At 66.3% G+C, this 21,962-nt stretch carries 22 protein-coding genes; 9 read left to right on the top strand and 13 right to left on the bottom strand.

Annotation, left to right across the window (positions count from 1 at the left end):
* Positions 1-5: 5 nt before the first annotated feature.
* From AC1DUN_RS19465 to AC1DUN_RS19480, 4 genes are read right to left on the bottom strand one after another with little or no spacing between them, the layout of a single operon-like run.
* Positions 6-854 (bottom strand): ABC transporter ATP-binding protein, encoded by an 849-nt coding sequence (locus AC1DUN_RS19465; protein WP_477715401.1) that lies wholly within the window; start codon positions 852-854, stop codon positions 6-8.
* Positions 851-1,765: a nickel transporter permease gene (gene nikC / locus AC1DUN_RS19470; protein WP_477715402.1), complete on the bottom strand. Its 915-nt coding sequence runs from the start codon at positions 1,763-1,765 to the stop codon at positions 851-853. Before nikC ends, AC1DUN_RS19465 begins: the two co-directional genes overlap by 4 nt.
* The gene (locus AC1DUN_RS19475; protein WP_477715403.1) at positions 1,762-2,856 is read right to left on the bottom strand and encodes an ABC transporter permease; all 1,095 of its coding nucleotides are present in this window, start codon (positions 2,854-2,856) and stop codon (positions 1,762-1,764) included. Before AC1DUN_RS19475 ends, nikC begins: the two co-directional genes overlap by 4 nt.
* 14 nt (positions 2,857-2,870) lie before the next feature.
* A complete protein-coding gene (locus tag AC1DUN_RS19480; RefSeq protein WP_477715485.1) occupies positions 2,871-4,475 on the bottom strand; it encodes an ABC transporter substrate-binding protein in 1,605 nt (534 codons plus the stop codon).
* Positions 4,476-4,916: 441 nt separating this feature from the next.
* Here AC1DUN_RS19480 and AC1DUN_RS19485 point away from each other — a divergent pair, with 441 nt between their 5' ends.
* Genes AC1DUN_RS19485 through AC1DUN_RS19505 form a run of 5 tightly spaced genes read left to right on the top strand, consistent with a single transcriptional unit; the run spans position 4,917 to position 10,854 of the window.
* Entirely contained in the window at positions 4,917-5,945 is a 1,029-nt protein-coding gene (locus AC1DUN_RS19485) for a TRAP transporter substrate-binding protein (RefSeq protein WP_477715404.1), read from the top strand.
* Positions 5,946-5,947: 2 nt separating this feature from the next.
* The gene (locus AC1DUN_RS19490; protein WP_477715405.1) at positions 5,948-7,867 is read left to right on the top strand and encodes a TRAP transporter large permease; all 1,920 of its coding nucleotides are present in this window, start codon (positions 5,948-5,950) and stop codon (positions 7,865-7,867) included.
* 33 nt (positions 7,868-7,900) lie between these two features.
* A complete protein-coding gene (locus AC1DUN_RS19495; protein ID WP_477715406.1) occupies positions 7,901-8,950 on the top strand; it encodes a LacI family DNA-binding transcriptional regulator in 1,050 nt (349 codons plus the stop codon).
* Between the two features lie 32 nt (positions 8,951-8,982).
* Entirely contained in the window at positions 8,983-9,990 is a 1,008-nt protein-coding gene (locus tag AC1DUN_RS19500; RefSeq protein ID WP_477715407.1) for an NAD(P)-dependent oxidoreductase, read from the top strand.
* 42 nt (positions 9,991-10,032) lie between these two features.
* Positions 10,033-10,854 (top strand): amidohydrolase family protein, encoded by an 822-nt coding sequence (locus AC1DUN_RS19505; protein WP_477715408.1) that lies wholly within the window; start codon positions 10,033-10,035, stop codon positions 10,852-10,854.
* Between the two features lie 16 nt (positions 10,855-10,870).
* Here the strand turns inward: AC1DUN_RS19505 and AC1DUN_RS19510 are convergent, their stop codons facing one another.
* On the bottom strand, positions 10,871-11,401 hold the full coding sequence (locus AC1DUN_RS19510) for a hypothetical protein (RefSeq protein WP_477715409.1): 531 nt from the start codon (positions 11,399-11,401) through the stop codon (positions 10,871-10,873).
* Between the two features lie 39 nt (positions 11,402-11,440).
* Complete coding sequence (gene pyrF / locus AC1DUN_RS19515) at positions 11,441-12,265, bottom strand: orotidine-5'-phosphate decarboxylase (RefSeq protein ID WP_477715410.1); 825 nt, start codon at positions 12,263-12,265, stop codon at positions 11,441-11,443.
* 81 nt (positions 12,266-12,346) lie between these two features.
* Here pyrF and AC1DUN_RS19520 point away from each other — a divergent pair, with 81 nt between their 5' ends.
* Positions 12,347-13,234, top strand: coding sequence for a DMT family transporter (locus AC1DUN_RS19520; RefSeq protein ID WP_477715411.1), 888 nt, complete (start codon positions 12,347-12,349; stop codon positions 13,232-13,234).
* 7 nt (positions 13,235-13,241) lie between these two features.
* On the opposite strand, the gene AC1DUN_RS19525 is transcribed toward AC1DUN_RS19520, so the two are convergent.
* The 3 genes from AC1DUN_RS19525 to tsaB are packed head-to-tail and all read right to left on the bottom strand — an operon-like array spanning position 13,242 to position 15,249.
* On the bottom strand, positions 13,242-14,024 hold the full coding sequence (locus AC1DUN_RS19525; protein WP_477715412.1) for a uracil-DNA glycosylase family protein: 783 nt from the start codon (positions 14,022-14,024) through the stop codon (positions 13,242-13,244).
* Positions 14,021-14,500 carry a ribosomal protein S18-alanine N-acetyltransferase gene (gene rimI / locus AC1DUN_RS19530; RefSeq protein ID WP_477715413.1) on the bottom strand — a complete coding sequence of 160 codons (480 nt, stop codon included), beginning with the start codon at positions 14,498-14,500 and terminating at the stop codon, positions 14,021-14,023. Before rimI ends, AC1DUN_RS19525 begins: the two co-directional genes overlap by 4 nt.
* Complete coding sequence (gene tsaB, locus AC1DUN_RS19535) at positions 14,497-15,249, bottom strand: tRNA (adenosine(37)-N6)-threonylcarbamoyltransferase complex dimerization subunit type 1 TsaB (RefSeq protein ID WP_477715414.1); 753 nt, start codon at positions 15,247-15,249, stop codon at positions 14,497-14,499. Before tsaB ends, rimI begins: the two co-directional genes overlap by 4 nt.
* A 112-nt stretch (positions 15,250-15,361) precedes the next feature.
* Here tsaB and dacB point away from each other — a divergent pair, with 112 nt between their 5' ends.
* Both dacB and cutA read left to right on the top strand, forming a co-directional pair.
* Positions 15,362-16,879 carry a D-alanyl-D-alanine carboxypeptidase/D-alanyl-D-alanine endopeptidase gene (dacB, locus tag AC1DUN_RS19540; protein ID WP_477715415.1) on the top strand — a complete coding sequence of 506 codons (1,518 nt, stop codon included), beginning with the start codon at positions 15,362-15,364 and terminating at the stop codon, positions 16,877-16,879.
* A 168-nt stretch (positions 16,880-17,047) separates the two neighbouring features.
* The gene (cutA, locus tag AC1DUN_RS19545) at positions 17,048-17,437 is read left to right on the top strand and encodes a divalent-cation tolerance protein CutA (RefSeq protein ID WP_477715416.1); all 390 of its coding nucleotides are present in this window, start codon (positions 17,048-17,050) and stop codon (positions 17,435-17,437) included.
* A gap of 8 nt (positions 17,438-17,445) precedes the next feature.
* Here the strand turns inward: cutA and AC1DUN_RS19550 are convergent, their stop codons facing one another.
* The 4 genes from AC1DUN_RS19550 to purE are packed head-to-tail and all read right to left on the bottom strand — an operon-like array spanning position 17,446 to position 20,883.
* A complete protein-coding gene (locus tag AC1DUN_RS19550) occupies positions 17,446-18,069 on the bottom strand; it encodes a LysE family translocator (protein ID WP_477715417.1) in 624 nt (207 codons plus the stop codon).
* 60 nt (positions 18,070-18,129) lie between these two features.
* On the bottom strand, positions 18,130-19,128 hold the full coding sequence (locus AC1DUN_RS19555) for an L-threonylcarbamoyladenylate synthase (protein WP_477715418.1): 999 nt from the start codon (positions 19,126-19,128) through the stop codon (positions 18,130-18,132).
* Between the two features lie 10 nt (positions 19,129-19,138).
* Positions 19,139-20,380: a 5-(carboxyamino)imidazole ribonucleotide synthase gene (locus tag AC1DUN_RS19560; RefSeq protein ID WP_477715419.1), complete on the bottom strand. Its 1,242-nt coding sequence runs from the start codon at positions 20,378-20,380 to the stop codon at positions 19,139-19,141.
* A complete protein-coding gene (gene purE / locus AC1DUN_RS19565; RefSeq protein WP_007870044.1) occupies positions 20,377-20,883 on the bottom strand; it encodes a 5-(carboxyamino)imidazole ribonucleotide mutase in 507 nt (168 codons plus the stop codon). Before purE ends, AC1DUN_RS19560 begins: the two co-directional genes overlap by 4 nt.
* 179 nt (positions 20,884-21,062) lie before the next feature.
* Here purE and trxA point away from each other — a divergent pair, with 179 nt between their 5' ends.
* On the top strand, positions 21,063-21,953 hold the full coding sequence (trxA, locus tag AC1DUN_RS19570; RefSeq protein WP_477715420.1) for a thioredoxin: 891 nt from the start codon (positions 21,063-21,065) through the stop codon (positions 21,951-21,953).
* The last annotated feature ends 9 nt before the right edge of the window (positions 21,954-21,962 follow it).

The raw sequence follows: 21,962 nt of genomic DNA on the forward strand, positions 1-21,962 counted from the left end.
GGCGTTCACAGCGCCCACTCCGGTTTCCGGTCCAGCGTGGCCAGCGGATGGGTGGACGCGCCCAGCCTGGGCAGGCAGGCCATCAGGCCGCGTGTGTAGGGATGTTTGGCCTGGGCCAGGCCGCCGGCGGCGAGCTCCTCCACCACACGGCCGGCATACATCACAAGGATGCGGTCGCAGAAGGTGGACACCAGCCGCAGGTCGTGCGAGACCAGGATCAGGCCCATGCCGCGCTCGGCCACCAGGGTGTCGAGTATGGACAGCACCTGCAGCTGCACCGTGACGTCCAGCGCCGAGGTGGGCTCGTCGGCGATCAGCAGGTCGGGATCGGCGATCAGCATCATGGCGATCATCGCGCGCTGGCCCATGCCGCCCGAGACCTCATGCGGGTAGAGCCTGAAGACGCGCGCCGGGTCGTCAATGCGCACCGACTCCAGCGCGGCGAGCGCGCGTTTTTTGGCTTCCGCGGGCGACACGCGGGTGTGGGCCTGCAGCGTCTCCACGATCTGCGCGCCAATCGTCATGACCGGGTTCAGCGAAAACTTCGGGTCCTGCAACACCATGGCGATGCGGCCGCCGCGCAGCGCGCGCCGTTGCGCCGGCGCGCAGTTAAGCAGGTCCGTGCCGGAAAACTCCAGGCGCCTGGCGCTGATGCGGCCCTCCGGTGCGGTCAGCCCCATGATGGCGCGGCCGGTCTGCGACTTGCCCGACCCTGATTCCCCGACGATGCCCAGGCGCTCGCGGCCCAGCGTGAAAGACACGCCGCGCACCGCTTCGGTCATGCCGCCGCCGCGGCGCGGAAAGCTGACGCACAGATCGTCAACCACCAGCAGAGGAACGTTGGCGTCCGTCATTTGGCCGCCTTGGGGTCCAGCGCGTCGCGCAAGCCGTCGCCCAGCAGGTTGAAAGCCAGGCTCACGATAAAGATCGCGGCGCCGGGCGCGGCCGCCACCCACCACTGGTCCAGCACATACAGGCGGCCGTTGGCGATCATCGCGCCCCACTCGGGCATGGGCGGCTGCGCGCCCAGGCCCAGAAAGCCCAGGCCGGCGGCCGTCAGGATGATGCCGGCCATGTCCAGCGTGACGCGCACGATCACCGAGGACAGGCACAGCGGCATGATGTGGCCCAGCACGATGCGCCAGGGTGAGGCGCCCAGCAGCTGCACGGCGGCGATGTAGTCGGTCTGGCGAATCGTCAGCGTCTCGGCGCGCGCCATGCGCGCATAAGGCGGCCAGGAGGTGATGGCGATCGCGATCACCGCGTTCTGTATGCCGGGCCCCAGCGCCGCAACAAAGGCCAGCGCCAGGATGAGGCGCGGAAACGCGAGAAAGATGTCGGTGATGCGCATCAGCACCGCATCGACCCAGCCGCCGGCATAACCGGCCACGGTGCCGACAATCAGGCCCAGCGGCGCGGCCAGCACCGCCACCAGGATCACCACCATCAGCGTGATGCGCGAGCCTATGATGACGCGCGAAAAAATGTCGCGCCCCTGGTCGTCGGTGCCGAACCAATGCGTCCACGAGGGCGGCAGCAGCCGCGTGGTGCGCAGGTCGCCGGTATAGGCCGAATACGGCGCCAGCAGCTCGGCAAAGATCGCCACCCCCACCAGGCCCAGCACGATGAAGAGGCCCAGCATGGCCAGCCGGTTGCGCGAAAAATCACGGCAGCCGTGGTAGACCCGGCCCATAAAGGCCTGGCGGCGCGAGGTGGGGCGGTCGGTGCTCAGCCAGTCGCGCAAGGATGCCGTCTTTGAGGTCATCGGATACGCGTCCTTGGGTCCAGCAATTTGTACAAAACGTCGGACAGCAAATTTAAACCCACAAAAATCGAGCCCACGATGATGGTGCCGCCCAGCACCGCATTCATGTCGGCGTTCTGCAGCGAGTTGGTGATGTACAGGCCCAGGCCCGGCCAGGCGAACACGGTCTCGGTCAGCACCGAGCCTTCGAGCAGGCCGGCATAGGACAGCGCGATCACCGTCACCAGCGGCACCATGGCATTGCGCAGCGCGTGGCGCCAGATGATGCGCGACTCCGACAAACCCTTGGCGCGCGCGGCGATCACGTATTCCTGCGCGAGTTCGTTGAGCATGAAGGAACGCGTCATGCGGCTGATGTAGGCCAGCGCGAAATAACCGAGCAGCGAGGCCGGCAGGATCAGGTGCGAAAACACATTGCGAAACGCTTCCCACTCGCCGGCCATGGCGGTGTCCAGCAGCAGCAGGCCGGTGACGGGCGTGAGCGTGTATTCATAGCTGACGTCGATGCGGCCCGGCCCCGAGACCCAGCCCAGGCGCGCATAAAACACCACCAGTGCCATCAGCCCCAGCCAGAAGATGGGCACCGAATAACCGACCAGGCCTATCACGCGCACCACCTGGTCCACCAGCTTGCCGCGCCGCACGGCCGCCCACACACCCAGCGGCACACCCAGGCCTGCGCCTATCAAGATGCCCAGGCTGGCCAGCTCCAGCGTTGCCGGAAAGGCGCGCTTGATGTCCGTCATCACCGGGTTGGCGGTCAGCACCGAGGTGCCGAAGTCGCCCTTGAGCACCTTGCCCAGGTAGATGTAGAACTGCTGGTAGAGCGGCCTGTCCAGCCCCAGCTCTTCACGCACGCGCGCGACCACATGGGCCGGCGCCCGGTCGCCCACGATGGCCAGCACCGGGTCTATCGGGATCACCCGGCCTATGAAAAAGGTCACAGCGAGCAGGCCCAGGTAGGTGAGCAGTATCACCACCAGGAAGTTGCCAAAGCTCCTGGCGTGGGGTGCAAGGCGCTGGCCGGCCGTGCGCGTGCTCACCGCGCTGAGCGGCGCCACGCCGGCGGCCGTGGGATCGGGGATGGCCAAAGTCGGTGGAGCCGTCAGTGCTTGGACACGTTGAACACGTAGTTGCTGTCGAAGGTCGGGCCCAGCTTCAGGCCGTCGACGTTGCTGCGGTAGGCCGCCACCTCGGTCTGCTGGTACAGCATGATGAAGGGGCTGGTCTTGCGGAACTCGGCCTGCAGCTCCTCGTACATCTTCTTGCGCTTGCCGGCGTCGCGCTCCAGCACGGCGGCGTCCGACTGCTTGGTCAGCTCGGGGATCGCCCAGGCATTGCGCCAGGCCAGGGGCTTGGCCTTGGCGTCGTCGGCGTTGTCGGGGTTGCGCGTGAAGGTGTCGGCGTTCGAATGCGGGTCCCAGTAGTCGGCGCCCCACTGGCCTATGTACATGTCGTGGGTGCGCGCGCGGTACTTGGTCAGCGTCTGCTTGCCGTCGCCGGGAATGATCTCGACGTCTATGCCGGCCTGCTTGGCCGTCTGCTGGAAGGCCTCGGTGATGCCCTGCACCGGCTGTATGGTGCGCATGTCTATGGTCACCTTGAAGCCGTTGGGCAGGCCGGCCTTGGCCAGCAGCTGTTTCGCCTTGGCCACGTCGAGTTTGTAGGGCTTTTCGGTGCTGGCGCCCAGCAGGCCCTGCGGCAGGAAGTTCTGGTTGACCACGCCGATGTTTTTGATCAGCGTGTCGCCGATGGCGCCGTAGTCGACCAGGTATTTCATGGCCTCGCGCACTTCGGGCTTGGCCAGGTTGGGGTTCTTCTGGTTCAGGCTGATGTAGTAGACCGTGCCCTTGGGTGTGGAGGTGAGCTTCACGTCCTTGTTGGCCGAGAGCGCCGCGATATCCTGCGGGCTCAGGTTGCGCGCGATGTCGATATCGCCTTTTTCCAGCAGCAGGCGCTGCGTGGCCGATTCCTTCACGTGGCGGTAGATCACGCGCGCGAGTTTGGATTTGGTGCCGTAGTAGTTGTCGTTGCGCTCCAGCGCCACGATTTCATTGGCGCGCCACTCGCGCAGCTTGAGCGGGCCGGAGCCGGCGTAGTTGGTCTTGAGCCAGGCATAACCCCAGTCGCCGTTGACCTCCTTGGACTGCACCAGCTTCATGTCGACAATGCCGGCCACATTGGCCGTCAGGCAGTTGAAGACGAAGGTCGGCGCGTAGGCTTTGTCGGTCTCCATGGTCAGCACGGTCGGGCTGGTGGCCTTGATCTTGTCCTTGACGTTGGCCTTGGAAAAGCCGAACTGCGTGAGGATGAAGGCCGGCGACTTGTCCAGCATCACGGCGCGCTGCAGCGAGTAGGCCACTTCTTCGGCCGTCAGCGGATTGCCCGAGGCGAATTTGAGGCCGGGCTTGATCTCGAAGGTATAGGTCTTGCCGTCGGCCGAGACGCTCCAGGACTTGGCCACGTCGCCCACCAGCTTGGACGGGTCGTTCACGTCCAGGCGCAGCAGGCGGTCGTAGGTGTTGCCCATGACTTCACCGGCGGACAGCTCGAAGGCCTCGGCCGGGTCCATGGTGATGATGTCGTCAAAGCCGAATGCCAGCACCAGCGTGTCCTTGGGCGTGGCGGCCAGCGCGGCGCCGGCGCCGCAGGCCAGCATGGCGGCCGCGGCCGTGGCGCAGAGCACGCGGCGGCTGATGAGGGGGAGCATGTGGTTCAAGATGGTTTCCTTCTGTTGGACGGTTCAAAAAGAATGCGCTGCGCCGCTTGTGGCGGCTGCGCCCTGGCCCTGGGAGGCTTTAGAGGAGAGCACGAACCGTGCCCATATACCCCGCCGGTTGCCGCACGTAACTTGTACATACAAGCTCGGCAGCTGATGCATTCTGCGCCGCTGCCCGCTCGCGTCAAGACCCGGGTTTTCCGCGATTGCCGAGCGAACCAAAAAGGGGCGTTGGGTCTGTCACCCTGGATTTCGCGGCGCTTTTGCCGCCAGCGGCAAAACCTGCGCCCCACACCGGTTTACGGAGGAAAACACCTAGCAAAACCGCGCCCATCCGGCTTGACGGCTAATTTGGTGCAACGATACAGTAAATCGTTCTACAAAGAACACCGAGATTCCCCAGCGCACCGCAAAACACATCAGGAGACAAAAATGGGTTCACTTTCACGCCGCCGCTTTGTCCAGGCCACTTCTGCCGCCTCCGTTGCCATGGCGACGGGGTTTTCGGGCCTGGCCAAGGCCCAGTCCACTGTCGCGCTACGCCTGTCGTCGGCGCACCTGCCCGACCTCAATTCCTCGCACTTCGCCTGGCAGCAGCTCATGGAGGCCAACCTCAAGAAGGCCGTGGGCGACAAGATACGCATCGACTACTTTCCCAACAACCAGCTCGGCAAGGAAAGCGACGTGGTGCAGCAGGTCAAGGTCGGCTCCATCGACATGATGCTGACCGGCTCGTCCATCTGGGCCACGGTGACGCCGCAGCTGGGCATGCTGGACCTGGGCTACCTGTTCGACAGCTACGAGCACGTGGCCAAGGCGCTGGACAGCGGCGTGGGCGCCAAGCTCAACGAAATGCTGCAAAAAGGCACCGGCTGCCAGGTCATCACCTGGAGCGCGCACTACGGCGCCCGCAACGTCTACACCAAGCAGCCGGTCAAGTCGCTGGCCGACATCAAGAACGTCAAGCTGCGTGTGCTGCCGACGCCGGCTTTTATCGAGACCTTCAAGATCATGGGCGCGATCCCCACGCCGATTTCCTTTGGCGAGCTCTACATGGCCGCGCAGACCGGCGTGGTCGACGGCTTCGAACACGATTCGGGCACGGTGCTGGCCAGCAAGCTCAACGAGGTGGTCAAGCATTGCTGGATGACGGAGCACCTGTTCAGCCCCATGGTCTGCATCATGGGCAAGCGCGGCGTAGAGCGTGTCCCCGCCGAGCTGCGCCCGGCCTTCATGAAGGCCGCCGCCGATTCGACGGTGCAGCTGCGCAAGACCGGCACCGAAAAAGGCCTGCAGGGCATTGAAGACCTGAAAAAACTGGGCATCACTTTCACGCCCATGGCCAAAAACGAGCGCGACCAGGTGCGCAAGGAAATGGAAACCAAACTCTGGGCCGGCTTTGCCAAGCAGTACCCTGAAACCGCGCCGCTGTTCACGGCCATCAGCGCGGCGCGGGGCTGAGCATGGAAGCCAGCCTGTCGGCGGCCCTGCCCGATACCGCAACCCCGTTCCACAACCCGGCGCAGGCGTCCGCGCCCGGCTTCAGCGTCGGCCATTCGCCCGGCCGCTGGCTGGCCTGGTTGATGCGCATGACCGAGTACGCCGCGGGCGTGGTGCTGGCCGTCGACGTGCTGGTGGTGTTTGCCTCGGTGGTGTTCCGCTACTTCCTGCACGAGCCCTTCGACTGGGCCGAGGAAGTGGCGCGCGCGCTGATGATCGTGCTGGTGTTTTTCGGCGCGGCCACGGTGCTGGCGCGCAGCCAGCATGTGGGCGTGGACATCTTCCGCGGCCTGTTGCCCGCGCGCTGGCAGCCGGCGCTGGTCCAGTTCGCGAGCTGGATCATCGTGGGGGTTTCGGCCTGCCTCTTCGTTTCCTCGGTCGGCCTGCTGGTGGACTCCTGGTCCAGCACCACGCCCATAGGCCTGCCGCAATGGATTTACACCTTCCCCGTCGTGATCGGCAGCCTGTTCATGACCCTGTTCGGCATCGCCAACGCGGTCAACGGGCCTTCGCGCGTGGTCTGGTCCACCCTGGGAATCGGCATCGCCATGGTGGCGGCGGTGGTGGGCTGGAACATGCTGCTGCCCGGCCTGGCCGTCAAGCCCTGGATGCTGCTGACCGCCGGCTTCCTGGGCGGGCTGCTGCTGGGCGTGCCGATTGCTTTTGTGCTGGGCCTGTCCTCCCTGGTGTTCTTCATGGCCGACCCCTCCCTGCCCATGCTGGTGTATTCGCAGCAGGTGATGGCGGGCACCGACCACTATGTGCTGCTGGCGATTCCCTTTTTTGTGCTGGCCGGGCTGCTGATGGAGTCCAACGGCATGTCGTCCCGCCTCATCGAGCTGCTGCTGCGCATGTTCGGCCGGGTGCGCGGCGGGCTGGGGCTGATCACCATCACGGCGACCGCCTTCTTCTCGGGCGTGTCGGGCTCCAAGCTGGCCGACATCGCGGCAGTGGGCGGCATCATCATGCCGGCCGTGCGCAAGACCAAACAGGACCCGAACGAAACCGCGGGCCTCTTGGCCTGCACGGCCGTGATGGCCGAGACGATTCCGCCCTGCATCAACATGATCATCATGGGCTTTGTCGCCAACATCTCGATTGCCGGCCTCTTCATGGCCGGGCTGGTGCCGGCGGCCGTGCTGGCGCTGTCGCTGGCGGCGGTAACGGTTTACGTGGGCACCCGCATCAACCCCGACGAGGCCTTTGACGTGCGCACGCCGATGCTGCGCCTGCTGGGCGGTGCCATGGTGGCGCTCATCATGGTTGCCATGATCGGCAAGGGCGTGACCTCGGGCGTGGCAACCTCCACCGAGGTCTCGGCCTTTGCCGTGGTCTATGCGCTGGTGGTGGGCTGGATGGCGTTTCGCGAGCTCACGGTGAGGTCGGTGGCACAGCTCTTTGTGCGCTCGGCCTCCATGGCCGGCGGCATCCTTTTTATCGTGGCGGCGGCGTCCAGCGTGTCGTTTGCGCTGACCATACAGCAGATCCCGCAATACCTGTCGACTTTCATGATCGGTTTTGCGCATGCCTACGGCAGCACCATGTTCGTGATTCTTTCGGTGCTCATCATGATCGTCTTCGGCGCCGTGCTGGAGGGCGCGCCGGCTCTGATCATTTTCGGGCCCCTGCTGACGCCGATTGCCTCCCAGCTGGGCGTCAATCCATTACATTTTGGGACCGTCATGGTGATTGCCATGGGATTGGGCTTGTTCGCGCCGCCGGTCGGGTTGGGCTTGTTCGCCACCTGCGCCATCACCGGCACGCACGTCAAGGACGTGGCCCGGCCCATGATGAAATACCTGGCGGTGCTGTTCGTCACGCTTATCCTGCTGGTGCTGGTGCCGCAATTTTCCCTGTGGCTGCCGACCCGCATGGGGCTGTGACCGCCTTCAAACCTTGATGAAAAGACAAACGCCGTGAGCAAGATCCGAGATGTCGCCAGCCTGGCCGGGGTTTCCACCAGCACCGTGTCCAACGTTCTCAACGGCCGTGCCAACCGCATGGCCGCCGAGACGCTGGCACGCGTGGAGGCCGCGATCGCCGAGCTCAAGTACCGGCCCAACTCCACGGCGCGCCAGCTCAAGACCGGCTACACGCCGCTGATAGGCCTCTTGGTGCCGTCCATGGCCAACCCCATGTACGGCTTCATCGCGCGCGAGATCGAAACCCTGGCGCAGGAGCGCTACGGCTTTCGCATCATGATAGGCAACACCTACCGCGACAGGGACAAGGAGACGCGCTTCTTCGACGACCTGCTGGCTCACGGCGTGCGCGGCGTGATCATCATCTCCTCGCTGATCGACGAGCAACATGTGGAGGCCGCGGCCGAACGCGGCATGGTGATGGTCAGCTACGACAGGCGCGCCACGCCGAACAGGCGCTCCATCGTCGACCACGTCACGGTGGACAGCTTCGAGTCGGCGCGCATCGCCACGCAGCACCTGATAGACCTGGGCCACCGCCGCCTGGCGTTTGTCACCCCGGCCGGCCGCACCATGAGCCGTAACGAAAAAATCGCCGGCTTTATGGCCGCCGCGAAAAGCTCGGGGCTGGAAGGCAGCGCCCGCGTCGTCGAAGGCACGCCGGTCGACGAGTACGGGGACTCCATGATGAGCGAAGTCGGCCGTGCCCAGGCCGGCCTGCTGGCCCAAGGGCCCGAGCGGCCCACCGGCGTGATAGGCGTCAACGACCTGATGGCTTTCGGCCTGATGGCGGGCTTTCGCGACGCGGGCCTGGCGGTGCCCGAAGACGTGTCGGTGATCGGCATAGACAACGTGTTCCTCTCCACCCTGATGCACCCGGCCATGACCAGCGTGCGCCTGCCGGTGCCCGAGATGGCGCAGGTCATGGTCGAACGCGTGATGAGCCGGCTGGCCGACCCTTCCATAGAGACCCGGGAATACATCTTCCAGCCCACGCTGGTGGCGCGCGATTCCGCCGTGAGATACCAGGCCCGCGGGCGCTGATTTTTGGTGCGCACTGAACACAAGGTTTTTGAATGGCAACGGTTTTTGTCAGCCACCCCCAAAGCAAGCTAGGGCACTACTTCGGCGACCGCGCGATCGCCGCGCTGCGGGCCGTCGCCGAGGTGCGTTTCAACCCGGGCGACACCGACCTCTCTTCCAGTGAGCTGGCCGCGCTGGCCGCCGATTGCGAGGTCATCATTTCCTACCGCCAGACGGTGGGCGACGAGGCGCTGTTCGCCGGCCTGCCGCGCCTGCTGGCCTTTGTACGCTGCGCCATCGACATCCGCAACATCGACGTGCCGGCCGCCAGCCGCCACGGCGTGCTGGTCACCCAGGCCAGCGCGGGTTTTATCCCCTCGGTCAGCGAATGGATTGTCGGCGTGATGATTGATTTAAGCCGCCACATCAGCAGGGCCGCGGCCGACTACCACGCGGGCCGGCCCGTGCTGCCCGTCATGGGCCGCGAGCTGCGCGGCGCCACGCTGGGCGTGATCGGTTACGGGCAGATCAGCCGCTACCTCTGTGACGTGGCGCTGGCGTTGGGCATGCACGTCGTGGTGCACGACCCCTATACGCCGACCGGCCGCAAGGAACTTGAGCAGGTCGAGCTGCTGCCCTTGCTGCAGCGTTCCGACTATGTGGTCTGCCTGGCCGCCGCGACGGAAGCCACAGAAAACATGATGGACGCGAAGGCCTTCGCCGCCATGAAGCCCGGTGCTTTTTTTATCAATGCCTCGCGCGGCAACCTGGTCGATGACGATGCACTGCTGGCGGCGCTGGATGCCGGCACGATCGCCGGCTGCGCTGTCGACGTGGGCCGTGCGCCCGACCAGATGCCCTCACCACGTGTGGCCGCGCACCCGCGCGTGATCGCCTCCCCGCATATCGGCGGCCTTACGCCACCCGCGGTCGAACACCAGGCCATGGAAACCGTGGCACAGGTGGCCGAGTTGCTGCAGGGGCGCGCGCCGCAGGGCGCGGTGAACGCGGCGCAGGCCACGCGCTGGCAGCAAGCCACCCAGGCACCTCAGCCGGCCTGAGCCTGGTGCCGCATCAAACCCTTTTGCGAAAGCGCTCTTTTCATGCAAGCCACCCAGAACACCACCTACGCCGGCGCGTGCGACTGCCATGTGCACATTTACGAAAACAAATACCCCATGGTGCCCAACGTGGCCTGGGTGCCGCCACATCTGCCGGTGTCCACCTACCGCGAAGTGCAACAAGCGCTGGGCCTGAGCCGCGCGGTCATTGTCCAGCCCTCGGCCTATGGCTTTGACAACAGCTGCACGCTGGATGCCGTGGCCCAGCTCGGCGAGTCGGGCCGCGGCATCGCGCTGGTGGCGCCCGAAGTGACCGACGCCGAGCTCAAGCGCCTGGACGACGGGGGCATTTGCGGCGTGCGTTACATGATGATCAACCCGGTGCTCGAATGGAGTTCGCTGGAGCCCATGGCGGCGCGCCTGGCCGCCATGGACTGGATGGTCAACCTGCAGCTGGACGGCCGCAATTTCCCTGAGCATGAAGAGATGCTCAAGCGCCTGCCCTGCAAGCTGGTGATAGACCACAACGGCAAGTTCCTGGAGCCCGTCAAACCGGACCATCCTTCGTTTCAGTCGTTGCTGCGCGTGCTGGATACCGGCAATGTGTGGATCAAGCTGTCGGCGCCGTATGAGACCTCGAAGATCGGCGCACCCGGCTATGACGATGTGAGCCTGATCGCGCGCACGCTGGCCGAAAAATTTCCAGAACGTTGCCTCTGGGCCAGCAACTGGCCGCATCCGGGGCGCAATCCGCCGCCTTCCGAGGTCGACCTCTATGACTTGCTGTTTTCGTGGGTTTCGAGTGATGAGGGCCGGAGGAGGATTTTGGTGGACAACCCGGCGGGGTTGTACGGGTTTCGATGACTTCAGCGACTGCGCTTCAGGTCTTTTTGGCCTGAGCTGCAGGCACCACGAGCACCGAAAAGAGCATCCCGGAAAGGACGACGACCATAAATGTCCAGAGCTTCGTTTCAGAAAAAGAGAAATATTCCCATTGCGTCAATAACTCGGCATCGGACCGGGAATAAAGCAATCTGGAGCCTTCGCGAAGCTCGGCAATGACAAGCTCGTCGCCATAGAGACTGGGCATCACCGCCCTTACGGCGACGACCTGCTTGCCTTCGTAATCTTTCGCGCAGTCGGTTTTTCCACCATAAGCGGAGCCGACGCAAACCACGTATTCCTCGCCGATTTTGGTAGCCCAACTGTTGCGGCGCCCCCTCGAGGTGTCATTGGTGTATTTGCCCGCAACCGGCCATCCGCGCAGCAACTTTGTCTCCGCCGGGGGAGTCACGGCTTTCACAGCCATGCTAAGCCCCACAAACACCGCAATCCCAAACAGGCTCGTATAGACGATGGGTTTTGCGTAGGAAGGATTCCAGAAAGGCTTCTTCTCGGGGAAATCTTCCATGCTCAGCCAGCGAGGTTCGAGCGTTGTTTGGCCGGCTGTTTAAGCGCGCGCCGCCTGCAGCATGTCGCGCGTCTTCAAGGCCTCACGCCGCGCGGCTTCAGCGAAATCGTCATTGGACGACGCATAAATAATCGCGCGTGACGAGTTGACGATGATGGGAGCGCCAGGTTTCCAGCCTGCACGCACCGTGGCCACAGCGTCACCGCCTTGCGCTCCGACACCGGGGATCAACAGCGGCAAAGTCGGCGCAACAGCGCGCACACGTTCGATTTCAGCTGGATAGGTCGCGCCCACCACCAAGCCCAGCTGGCCGTTAAGGTTCCACGGCCCTTGCGCCAAACGGGCAACGTGTTCGTACAGCAGTGGCTCGCCTTCGATGGAGGCAAAACGCTGGTTCTGCAAATCGTCGCCGCCGGGGTTGGAGGTGCGGCACAGCAAAAACGCTCCCTTGCCTTGGTATTTCAGATAGGGCGCGACCGAGTCAAATCCCATGAAAGGCGAGAGCGTGACCGCGTCGGCGCCGTAGCGCTCGAACGCTTCCTTGGCATACTGCTCGGCGGTGGAGCCTATGTCGCCGCGCTTGGCGTCCAGGATGATGGGCACCTGGGGCGCGACGCGGCGCATGTGTTCCATCAGGCGTTCGAGCTGGCCTTCGGCGCGGTGGGCCGCGAAGTAGGCGATTTGCGGCTTGAAGGAAATCACCAGGTCGGCGGTGGCGTCGACGATCGCGGCGCAGAAATCGTAAATCTTGTTGGCGTCGCCCTTGAGCTTGCCGGGGAATTTGGTCGGCTCCGGGTCCAGGCCGACGCAGAGCATGGAGTTGTTTTGGCGTTCTGCGGCGCCCAGCATGTCGAGGAAAGTCATACCCCATATTGTAAGAAGGTGGCTCTTCAGCAAGTTTTGCCTCAAAACGGGACAATCGCGCAAACCATCAGACCACCCTGCATGCAACTCTCCCAACGCCAACTCGTCCTCCTGGTCCTGCTCACCCTGGTCTGGGGCCTGAACTGGCCGGTGATGAAGATGGGCGTCGCGGACTACCCGCCGCTGACCTTTCGCGCGATCTCGATCTGGCTGGGCATTCCGGTGCTGGGCCTGGCGATGGTGCTGCTCAAGGTGCCGTTTTTGGTACCACGTGACAAATGGCGCGAACTGTTCTGGCTGGCAGCGGCCAATATGTTTGTCTGGCATGCACTCATCATCCTGGCGGTGAAAAACCTGAGCAGCGGGCGCGCCGCCATCCTGGGTTACACCATGCCGATTTTTTCGGCGCTGCTGGGCGCCTGGTTTTTCGGCGCCAAACTAAAACCGCGCAACTGGCTGGGTGTAGCCGCCGCGGCGCTGGGCGTGGCCCTGCTGCTCTGGTATGAGCTGACCAACCTGACGGGCCGGCCGCTGGGCGTGCTGTGCGCGCTGGTGGCCGCCGCCGTGTGGGCGCTGGGCACGCAGCTGTTGCGCAAGACCACGATAGCGGCCGCGACCTTGACGATTTCGTTCTGGATGACGGTGATGACGGCCGTGGTGATGAGCGGGCTGGGCACGGTGTTCGAGCTGCCGCAGTGGAAAGTGCCTTCGCCCACGGCCTGGGCGGCGATTGTCTACAACGCGGTGCTGATCTTCGGTTTTGCCCACGCGGCCTGGTTCACGCTGGCGCGCGCGCTGCCGCCCGTGGCCTCAACGCTGAGCGTGATGATGATTCCCATCCTGGGCGTGTTTTCAGGCGCGCTGGGTCTGGGCGAGGTGCTGCACTGGCAGGACTGGGCCGCGGTGCTGCTGATGGTGGCGGCGATCGCCTCGGTGCTGGCGCCCAGCCGGGGCACCGCCAAGGCCTGAAGCAGTCTCAGCTTGCGGCAGGCGTAGCCACCCGGCTCATCGCCAGGCACAGGTCGTCCCAGGCCTTGGCCTTGTCCGATGGGTTGCGCAGCAAATAGGTGGCGTCATAAGTCACCACCGCCTGGGCACCGTGCAGGGTGTGCACCTGGCCGCGCAGCCTGCCGAAGGGCTCACTCGATTGCAGCAAGGCCTGCGCGGCAAGCCGGCCCATGACCAGCACGATGTCGGGCTGCGCGCTGGCCAGCAGAGCCGGCAGCGCCTCGGGCAGGGCGGCGCCCACGCCGGCTGCCGCGCCACGCACCAGCGGCGCGAGCAGCACCACGCCGGCCTTGTGCAGGCGCGCGGCGCGCAGCATGTTGTCGAGCAGCTTGCCGGCATCGCCCTCGAAAGCATTGAAGGGTTCGCGCTGCAGCGCGACCGCCGGCGTTTCGGCCAGCACCAGCCAGCGCGCACCCTGGTCATGGGCGGCCTCGGCATACAAAGCCTGGGCCGCGCCCATGCTCCACGCACCTGAGATATTGGGTGCGGCGGCTTCACGCGCTTCGGCGGGCGGCGCGGCCACCAGTGCGCGAGGGGCTGGGGTGCGCACAGGAGGCGGCACTTCGCGCACCGCGAGGGCCGCCGCCGGCGTGGCTTGCGGCAGGGCTGCCGCGGGGCTTGCCACTGCGCTGGCGCGGGCAATAGCCACGTCCATCACCGCTTCAGCCGCGGGCGCCGCCTGCGGCAGCCACACGCGCACACCCATCTCGCGCAGCATGGCACGGTGGCGCTTGCTCAATTCCATGCTCATAGCGCCAGGCTCATGACCACGGCATCTTCGCGCGCGGAGGCGCCGGCCGGGTAGTAGTTGCGGCGCGTGCCGACATGGCGAAAGCCGTAGCTCTCGTACACCGCCTTGGCGCGCGCATTGCTCACACGCACTTCCAGCCACAGCCACTGCGCGCCCTGGGCGCGCGACCAGAGGGCCAAGCCGTCGAGCATGATGCGGGCCCAGCCCTGGCGCTGGTGTTCGGGTGCCACGGTGATGTTGAGCAGGTGCACCTCGTCCACGCCCTTCATGGCCACGAAATAGCCCAGCAGCCGGGCGTCGGGGGCGTTGCCGGCGGTCAGCAACTGCGCCTGGTAGCCGGCGTTGAGCGAGTCGAGGAAGTTGCCCTGGGTCCAGGGCTGGCTGTAGGCGCTTTGCTCCACCCGCAGCACCGCGTCCAGCCAGGCGGGCGTCATGGCTTCGAACTGGGCTTCCAGGGGTTTGAGGATGGCGTTCATGGTGAAAGGGGCGGGGCCTCAGCGAGGAGCTTGGCGGCCTTGACCCGCTCGCGCTCCTCGGTGGTGAGCGCTACTTTATCGCGAACGTAAAGCGGCAGGGCAAGCTCGGCGCTCACACAGTGCCCCGCAGCGGCCAGCCTGGGCGCCAGGCGCAGCAAGGCGGCGGCCGTGGGCAGGGCTTCGGCCTGCGCCGGCATGGCGGCCGGCAGGCGCCCGGCATAGACGGCAAACACATTGCCGGCCAGCAGCCCGGCCGCCGCATCGGGCACAAAGTCCTCGGGCCGCAGCAACTCGCATTCACCCAGCGCACGGCACTGGCCATTGCTGAATTCAAAGCTTTGCACATACATCTCGTCCATGCGCGCGTCGAGCAGGGCCGTGATGGTGGACGGCTGCTTGGCGCCGGGCTGCTGCGAGCGCGCTTCCTCGGCCACCGCCATCAGCGTGTCTATGGGCAGCACCGGCATGCCGGCACCGTTCCTGGCGCCAAAGGCCAGGCCCTGGGCCACGGCGCAGGCCGTGCGCAGGCCGGTAAACGAGCCCGGGCCGCGGCCGAAGGCGATGGCGTCCAGCTCGCCCAGCGCCAGCCCGGCTTCGGCCAGCAGCGCGAGGACGGCCGGAATCAGCGTGGTCGAGGCCTGCGCGCCGCCGGGGCCGCTGTGCTGCCAGGTCCGCGCGCCGTCGGTCACGGCCACCGACATGCGGTCGGTGCTGGTGTCAAAGGCGAGGAATTTGAGGAATGGAGGCATGCGGTCGGTCGGGTGTATCGAGGGCCGGCAGCGCTTGATTAAAGGGGCTGGCGGGCAGGTGCACCCCGATTATCCCCGCCAATGGCCGGCGCGCTGCCGCGATAATCCCCGCATGACCCAAGACCCGCCGCGCCCGCGTGCGCCGCATGCCCTCGCGCGGGGCCTGCTGGCCGCCGCGCTGATCGCCGCCCTGCCCTGCATTCCCCGCACCGCCCTGGCGCAAGCCCCGCGCCTGCCGGCCCCGATTGAAAAAGCCCTGGCGCGCGCCAAGGTGCCGCGCGACGCGGTGTCCATGCTGGTGGTCGAAGCGGCCGGCGGCAAGCCGGTGCCGCGCCTGAGCTGGCGCATAGACACGCCCATGAACCCGGCTTCGGTCATGAAGCTGGTCACCACCTATTCGGCGCTCGATGCGCTGGGGCGCGATTTCACCTGGAAAACCAGGGTGCTACTGGACGGCAGCACCTCGGGCGGCCTGCTGAACGGCAACCTGGTGGTGCAGGGCGGGGGAGACCCCAAACTCGTGGTGGAGCGCCTGCAGGCCCTGCTGGCCCAGGTGCAGGCCGGCGGCGCGCGGGTGATTCGCGGCGACATCGTGCTGGACCGCAGCGCCTTCAGCGTGCCGGCCACCGACCCGGGCGAATTCGACGGCGAGCCGCTGCGGCCCTACAACGCGCGGCCCGATGCGCTGCTCATCAACTTCAAGTCCATCGTGATGACGTTCACGCCGGACCTGCCCAGCGGCCGCGCGCTGGTGCGCTACGAGCCGCCGCTGGCAGGCGTGCAGGTGGGCGCCAGCGTGCCCCTGGTGCGCGTGGCGCGCTGCGGCGACTGGCGCAGCGAGCTGCGCGCCAGCGTCGAGAACCCGCTCAACATCGAATTCCTCGGCACCTATTCGTCGGCCTGCGGCGAAAAAATCTGGCCCAGCGCCTACGCCGACCCGGCCAGCTTTGCCGCGCGTGCCATCGAGGGCTCGTGGCGGCAGCTGGGCGGCCTGCTGACCGGCACGGCGCGCGACGCCACGCCGCAGGAACTGGCGATGCTGCGCAGCACCGGCACGCTCTCGGGCGAAAAGGCCTCGATACGCTTTGAGCACTCCTCGCCGCCGCTGCTGGAAGTGGTGCGCGACATCAACAAATACTCGAACAACGTGATGGCCCAGCACGTCTTTTTGACGCTGGGCCTGCATGCCGGCCTGGGCCAGCCCAAAGCCGGCACGCTCGAATCGGCCCATGCCGCGCTGGCCGCCTGGTGGAAAAAAAACCTGCCGGGCACGGCGCCGCCCTTGATGGACAACGGCTCGGGCCTGAGCCGCCAGGAGCGTGTGACGGCGGCAGCCCTGTCGGCCCTGCTGCTGCATGCGGCCAGGAGCCCGCTGGCCGCGGACTTTGCCGATTCGCTGCCCGTGGCGGGTGTGGACGGCACGCTGCGCGAGCGCGGCAAAAGCGTGGCGGGGCTGGCCTTCCTGAAGACCGGCTCGCTACGGGACGTGAGCGCGATCGCGGGTTACGCCAACGGCCACAGCGGCACGCGGTATATCGTGGTGGGGCTCATCAACCACCCGAACGCCAGCGCCGCGCGCCCGGCGCTGGACGCGCTGCTGGAATGGGCCGTGAAAGAAGCGGCCCGCTAGGCAATTTCCCGGCCCGGGGCCGGCAAGTTATCCCTGAGGGGTGTGGACAAAGCTGTTGATGACCCCGGGGCTTGAGGGCCAAAACCCCATCCGGCGCGGCTTGCGCCACAATGCCTGAAATTTGGGCAGCCGCCTGTCCGGCGCGGCGAGCCGAACCGGAGCCTCACCATGCAAGCAGCCAGCCACTCCTCCAGCAGTAACAAGGTGTACTGCCTCGTGCTGACCACAACGGCCACGGCGCAGGAAGCACAAAGCCTGGCCCAAGCCATTGTCGAAGCCCGATTGGGTGCCTGCGTGCAGATCCAGCCCATCCAAAGCATTTACCGCTGGCAGGGCAGGCTGTGCAACGAAACAGAATTTCGCCTGTCGGTCAAAACGCCGCAGGCGCGCTACGCGGCGCTGGAGCGCTTCATCGGCGCGCACCACAGCTACGAAACACCGGAGATTGTGCAGATAGCGATCAGCGCGGGTTCCGCGACCTACCTGCAATGGCTCGACGAGGAAACCCGGGACGGGCCGGACGAGCCGGAGCCCGAAGGGCAGTTCGCGCTGCCTTAAAAACCTGTTTAAGAACGCGCCTCGCGCAAGGAGGCCGTCAACAGCCCCAAGCCCAATGCGCCCACAGCCGCCGAAGCGATACGGTCGGCCGTTCCACGCGTGCGGGCATAGGCCAGCCGCACCCGCTCCCGCGAGAACAGGTAAGCCAGCAAGGTATGCCAGCACAGCGCATTGGCCACGATCATGGCGACCGCCGCTGCCTGCAGCGCCGGGCTGGGCGATGCCGGGAATGAAGCAGCAAACACGCTGCCGAAAAACAGCGCCGATTTCGGGTTGGTGATGTTGGTCAGCAAGCCAAGCCGGAAAGCCGCCCGCGAAGACACCGTGGGGCCGCTACTGCCCAGCGCCACACCGCCGGAACGCCAGAGCCGGCTCGCCACATACAGCAGGTACAGGCCGCCGGCCACCTGCAGCGCCAGGCGCAGCCCCGGAAAGACCTGAAAGATCGCATTGACGCCCAGCACCGCGCAGAGCGCCCAGATCGCGGCCCCCGCCGTCACACCGAGCGCCGCGAACACCGCGCTGCGCGCCCTGTCGCTGGCCGCGAGCTGCGAGACCAGCAGCACGTTGGCCCCCGGGCTCATCATGGCCGCGACGTGGAGAAACCAGATGGTGAGGAGGATGGAGAGCATGGGAATCGCCCTGTGATGACGGTATGCCGGCCATGATAGCGGCCCCGCCCGAACCGCGCTTCAGCTCGCGGCAGCGCGCCCCAGCCGGTCGCGCACACCGTCCCATTCGGCATCGAGGGGCGGGTTCTCGACCCAGATCAGCTTGACGCCCTTGGCGTCGAAGTCGCGCAGCACGGCAAACAGCTGCTGCGCGGTGGCCAGCGCGTCGTCGGGCATGCGCCGGTACAGCACTTTTTCGGACTTGATGCGCACGATGCTGCGGGCATAGACCGCGATGTGGGCCGCATCGGCGCCCAGCAAATCGAGTGCGGTCTGGATCGGCCCGGCCTCCATCAGGCGCAGCTTGGCATTGGGGGCGTAGTGCGCCTCCAGCGTGCCGGAGGCGCGGGGGGCTTTACCCACATGGTCCAGGGCCTGCCGCTCGAATTCATCCTTGCCCAGCACGGCTTCACCGCAGGCGGCTTCCAGCTGCGCGCGCGTGAGCACGCCAGGGCGCAGCAGCACGGGCCGGCCGCGCGTGCAGTCAACGATGCTGGACTCTATGCCGACGTCGCAAGGGCCGCCGTCCAGCACCAGCAAGCCGTCGCCGAACTCCTGGCGCACATGCTGCGCGGTGGTGGGACTGACGCGGCCGAAGCGGTTGGCGCTGGGGCCGGCCACGCCGGTGTTGCAGGCTTTGAGGAAAGCCAGCGCGACGGGGTGCGCGGGGCAGCGCAGGCCTATGGAATCCTGGCCGCCGGCAGCGGCCGCGGCGACGCCGGGCTTGCGCGGCAGGATCACCGTGAGCGGCCCGGGCCAGAAGGCTTTCATCAGGCGTGCGGCAAACGGCGGCACGCTGCTCGCGTAAGCCTCTACGTGCGCGGCGTCGGCCACATGCACGATGAGCGGATGATCCGCCGGCCGGCCCTTGGCCGAAAAGATGCCGGCGACGGCGGTGTCGCTGGACGCGTCGGCGCCCAGGCCGTACACCGTTTCGGTCGGGAAGCCGACCAGCTCGCCGGCCTGGATGCGGCGGGCGGCCTCAGCAATGGCCTGTGGATCGGTGCCGGACAAAATCATCAGAGGTCGATCAGATGTCTTCAAGCCCGGGCAGCCCCAGGATGGCGGCCGCCTGGCGCGCCGTGGCCTTGACCGCGGCGACGTCGGCGCCGGTGATATTGAGGTGGCCCATCTTGCGGCCGGCGCGCGCTTCGGTCTTGCCGTAAAGGTGCAGATGCGTGCCCGGCAGGGCCAGCACGGCCTGCCAGTCGGGCGTGCGCGCCCGGCCATCGGCGTCGAGCCAGACGTCGCCCAGCAAGTTGAGCATGATGGCCGGCGAATGCTGGCGCGGCTGCGGCAGCGGCAAGCCGGCCATGGCGTGGACCTGCAGGTCGAACTGCGAAACATCGCAGGCATCCATCGTGTAATGGCCGCTGTTGTGCGGTCGCGGCGCCATTTCATTGACGACCAGCGCGCCGTCGGCGCTGCCGTCGTCGACCAGGAAAAATTCGACGCAGAGCACGCCCACATAGCCGACGTGCTTGGCGATGGCGTGGGTCGCGGCCAATGCGCGTTGCGCCAGCGTGGCCGGCATATTGCCTTCATAGGCCTGGGTCACGGCCAGGATGCCATCCACATGCACATTGCGCTGCGGCGCGAAGCTCACGATGCGGCCGTCCCAGCCGCGCGCCACGATGACCGAGCATTCGGCCTTGAGCGGCAGCATTTTTTCGAGCACGCAGGGCGCCTGCTTGAGGCCCGCCCAGGCGGCGGCGAGTTCGGCCGCGTTCCTGACGCGGACCTGGCCCTTGCCGTCGTAGCCCATGCGCGCGGTCTTGAGGATGCCGGGCAGTAGTTCGGCCGGCACGGCAGCGAGCTGCGCCTCGGTTTCAATGACCGCATAAGGCGCGCAGCTCACACCGGCCAGCGCGCCCGACTCGGCGGCGCTGGCGGTGAAGTGGGATTTTTCCTCGATGCGGTTTTGCGCGATGGCGACGGCGGCGGCGCCCGGCGCCACGGGGCGGCTGGCGCCCAGTGCCTGCAATGCACCCGCGGGCACGTTTTCAAACTCGGTGGTGATGGCGTCGCACAGCGCGGCCAGTTGCCTGAGGCCTTGCTCGTCGGCGTAGCCGGTCTGGATATGGTGGTGGCTGACCAGGCCGGCCGGGCTTTGCGCGTCGGGGTCAAGCACCGCGGTGAAATAACCCAGGCGCTGCGCGGCGTGCACAAACATGCGGCCCAGCTGGCCGCCGCCCATCACGCCCAGCGTGGCGGGCCGGCCGGAGGCGGAAACGGTGCCGGGGAAAACAGGGAGGCCGGAAGGAAGGCTCATGCGGGCGGCAGGGTCATGGCGTGGGCGGCGGCGGTCTGCTCGGCGCGGAAGGCCTGCAGTTTGGCGGCCAGCGCCTTGTCGTGCAGGGCCAGCATGGCGACGGCGAACAGCGCCGCGTTGGCCGCGCCGGCGTTGCCGATGGCGAAGGTCGCGACGGGAATGCCCTTGGGCATCTGCACGATGCTGTGCAGCGAATCGACGCCTTGCAGGTGTTTGCTGGCCACCGGTACGCCCAGTACCGGCACAACAGTCTTGGCTGCCAGCATGCCGGGCAGGTGGGCCGCGCCGCCGGCGCCGGCGATGATGGCCTGCAGGCCTCGGCCCGAAGCGGCTTCGGCGTAGGCGAACAGCTCGTCGGGCATGCGGTGGGCCGACACCACGCGGGCTTCATGCGCCACGCCGAACTGCGTGAGGATCTGCACCGCGTGCTGCATGGTCTCCCAGTCGCTGCTGGAGCCCATCACCACGCCCACCAGGGCGGCCGGATTGTTTGTCGTCGTCATTGGGACCTTCTGGTCTTGGGGATTGCAGGCCGTTCGCCCGTAACCCCTGATTTTAAGGGCTGGACGCGCGGGCGGCGGCGAACGGGGCCCGCATGCTATCGTTTGGGCCTGCTCCCCGGGCTAGCCAGCCGCGCCGCGGCGGTTGAAACCCCTTGTTCCAGCCCCATTTCCACTGAATCATGATAGACGTCACCATTGCCAATTTCGAAGCGGAAGTCGTTGCCGCTTCCATGACCACCCCCGTGCTGATCGATTTCTGGGCGCCCTGGTGCGGCCCCTGCAAGTCGCTGGGCCCTATCCTGGAAAAGGTGGAGGTGGAATATGCCGGGCGCTTCAAGCTCGTGAAAATCGACTCCGACCAGGAGCAGCAGCTGGGCGCGGCTTTCGGCATACGCAGCATCCCGACCTGCATCCTGATGATGAACGGCCAGCCTGTGGACGGCTTTGCCGGTGCCCTGCCCGAAGGCAAAGTCAAGGAATTCCTGGACAAGCACCTGCCGCCGGCCGGCGAGCCCGAGGAAGCCGAACTGGCGCTGGAGGAAGAAAGCACGGACCCAGCCGACGTGCTCGAAAAACTGCAGCACGCGGTGGCCGCCAACCCGGCCGACGACAACGCACGCTTCGATTACGTGAAGCTGCTGCTGCAGATGGGTCGTGAAGACGACGCCAAGGTGGCGTTTGCACCGGTGATCGCGCAGACCACGGTGGTGCGGCGTTTTGACTCGCTCAAGCGCTGGATGGACGCCATGGATTTTGCCGCCACGCAGGGTGCGGGCAGCGCTGCCGGCCTGGACGCCAGGATCACAGCCAACAAGCGCGATTTCGAGGCGCGTTTTGACAAGGCGCGCGGCCTGATGGTGCAGCAACGCTGGACCGACGCCCTCGACGAGCTGCTGGAAATCCTGATGCGCGACAAGGCCTGGAACGAGGAACTCGCGCGCAAGACCTACATCGCCGTCCTCGACATCATGGAAGCCCCTAAACCCAAGGTGGCCGACGGGCAGATTCCGCCGGAAGACCCGGTCGTGGCGACCTACCGCCGCCGCCTCAGCAGCGTGGTGTTGAGTTGAGCTAAGCCC

This window comes from Polaromonas sp. P4_F6 (assembly GCF_056401275.1).

Bases quoted from the DNA above. Each gene is read 5' to 3' on its own strand.
- cutA (WP_477715416.1), top strand. From the start codon at position 17,048: ATGCAAGCAGCCAGCCACTCCTCCAGCAGTAACAAGGTGTACTGCCTC.
- AC1DUN_RS19560 (WP_477715419.1), bottom strand. From the start codon at position 20,380: ATGAGCCTTCCTTCCGGCCTCCCTGTTTTCCCCGGCACCGTTTCCGCC.
- AC1DUN_RS19525 (WP_477715412.1), bottom strand. From the start codon at position 14,024: ATGAGCATGGAATTGAGCAAGCGCCACCGTGCCATGCTGCGCGAGATG.
- AC1DUN_RS19480 (WP_477715485.1), bottom strand. From the start codon at position 4,475: ATGCTCCCCCTCATCAGCCGCCGCGTGCTCTGCGCCACGGCCGCGGCC.
- AC1DUN_RS19520 (WP_477715411.1), top strand. From the start codon at position 12,347: ATGCAACTCTCCCAACGCCAACTCGTCCTCCTGGTCCTGCTCACCCTG.
- dacB (WP_477715415.1), top strand. From the start codon at position 15,362: ATGACCCAAGACCCGCCGCGCCCGCGTGCGCCGCATGCCCTCGCGCGG.
- AC1DUN_RS19550 (WP_477715417.1), bottom strand. From the start codon at position 18,069: ATGCTCTCCATCCTCCTCACCATCTGGTTTCTCCACGTCGCGGCCATG.
- purE (WP_007870044.1), bottom strand. From the start codon at position 20,883: ATGACGACGACAAACAATCCGGCCGCCCTGGTGGGCGTGGTGATGGGC.
- AC1DUN_RS19500 (WP_477715407.1), top strand. From the start codon at position 8,983: ATGGCAACGGTTTTTGTCAGCCACCCCCAAAGCAAGCTAGGGCACTAC.
- tsaB (WP_477715414.1), bottom strand. From the start codon at position 15,249: ATGCCTCCATTCCTCAAATTCCTCGCCTTTGACACCAGCACCGACCGC.
- trxA (WP_477715420.1), top strand. From the start codon at position 21,063: ATGATAGACGTCACCATTGCCAATTTCGAAGCGGAAGTCGTTGCCGCT.
- rimI (WP_477715413.1), bottom strand. From the start codon at position 14,500: ATGAACGCCATCCTCAAACCCCTGGAAGCCCAGTTCGAAGCCATGACG.
- AC1DUN_RS19555 (WP_477715418.1), bottom strand. From the start codon at position 19,128: ATGATTTTGTCCGGCACCGATCCACAGGCCATTGCTGAGGCCGCCCGC.
- AC1DUN_RS19465 (WP_477715401.1), bottom strand. From the start codon at position 854: ATGACGGACGCCAACGTTCCTCTGCTGGTGGTTGACGATCTGTGCGTC.
- AC1DUN_RS19490 (WP_477715405.1), top strand. From the start codon at position 5,948: ATGGAAGCCAGCCTGTCGGCGGCCCTGCCCGATACCGCAACCCCGTTC.
- nikC (WP_477715402.1), bottom strand. From the start codon at position 1,765: ATGACCTCAAAGACGGCATCCTTGCGCGACTGGCTGAGCACCGACCGC.
- AC1DUN_RS19485 (WP_477715404.1), top strand. From the start codon at position 4,917: ATGGGTTCACTTTCACGCCGCCGCTTTGTCCAGGCCACTTCTGCCGCC.
- pyrF (WP_477715410.1), bottom strand. From the start codon at position 12,265: ATGACTTTCCTCGACATGCTGGGCGCCGCAGAACGCCAAAACAACTCC.
- AC1DUN_RS19505 (WP_477715408.1), top strand. From the start codon at position 10,033: ATGCAAGCCACCCAGAACACCACCTACGCCGGCGCGTGCGACTGCCAT.
- AC1DUN_RS19510 (WP_477715409.1), bottom strand. From the start codon at position 11,401: ATGGAAGATTTCCCCGAGAAGAAGCCTTTCTGGAATCCTTCCTACGCA.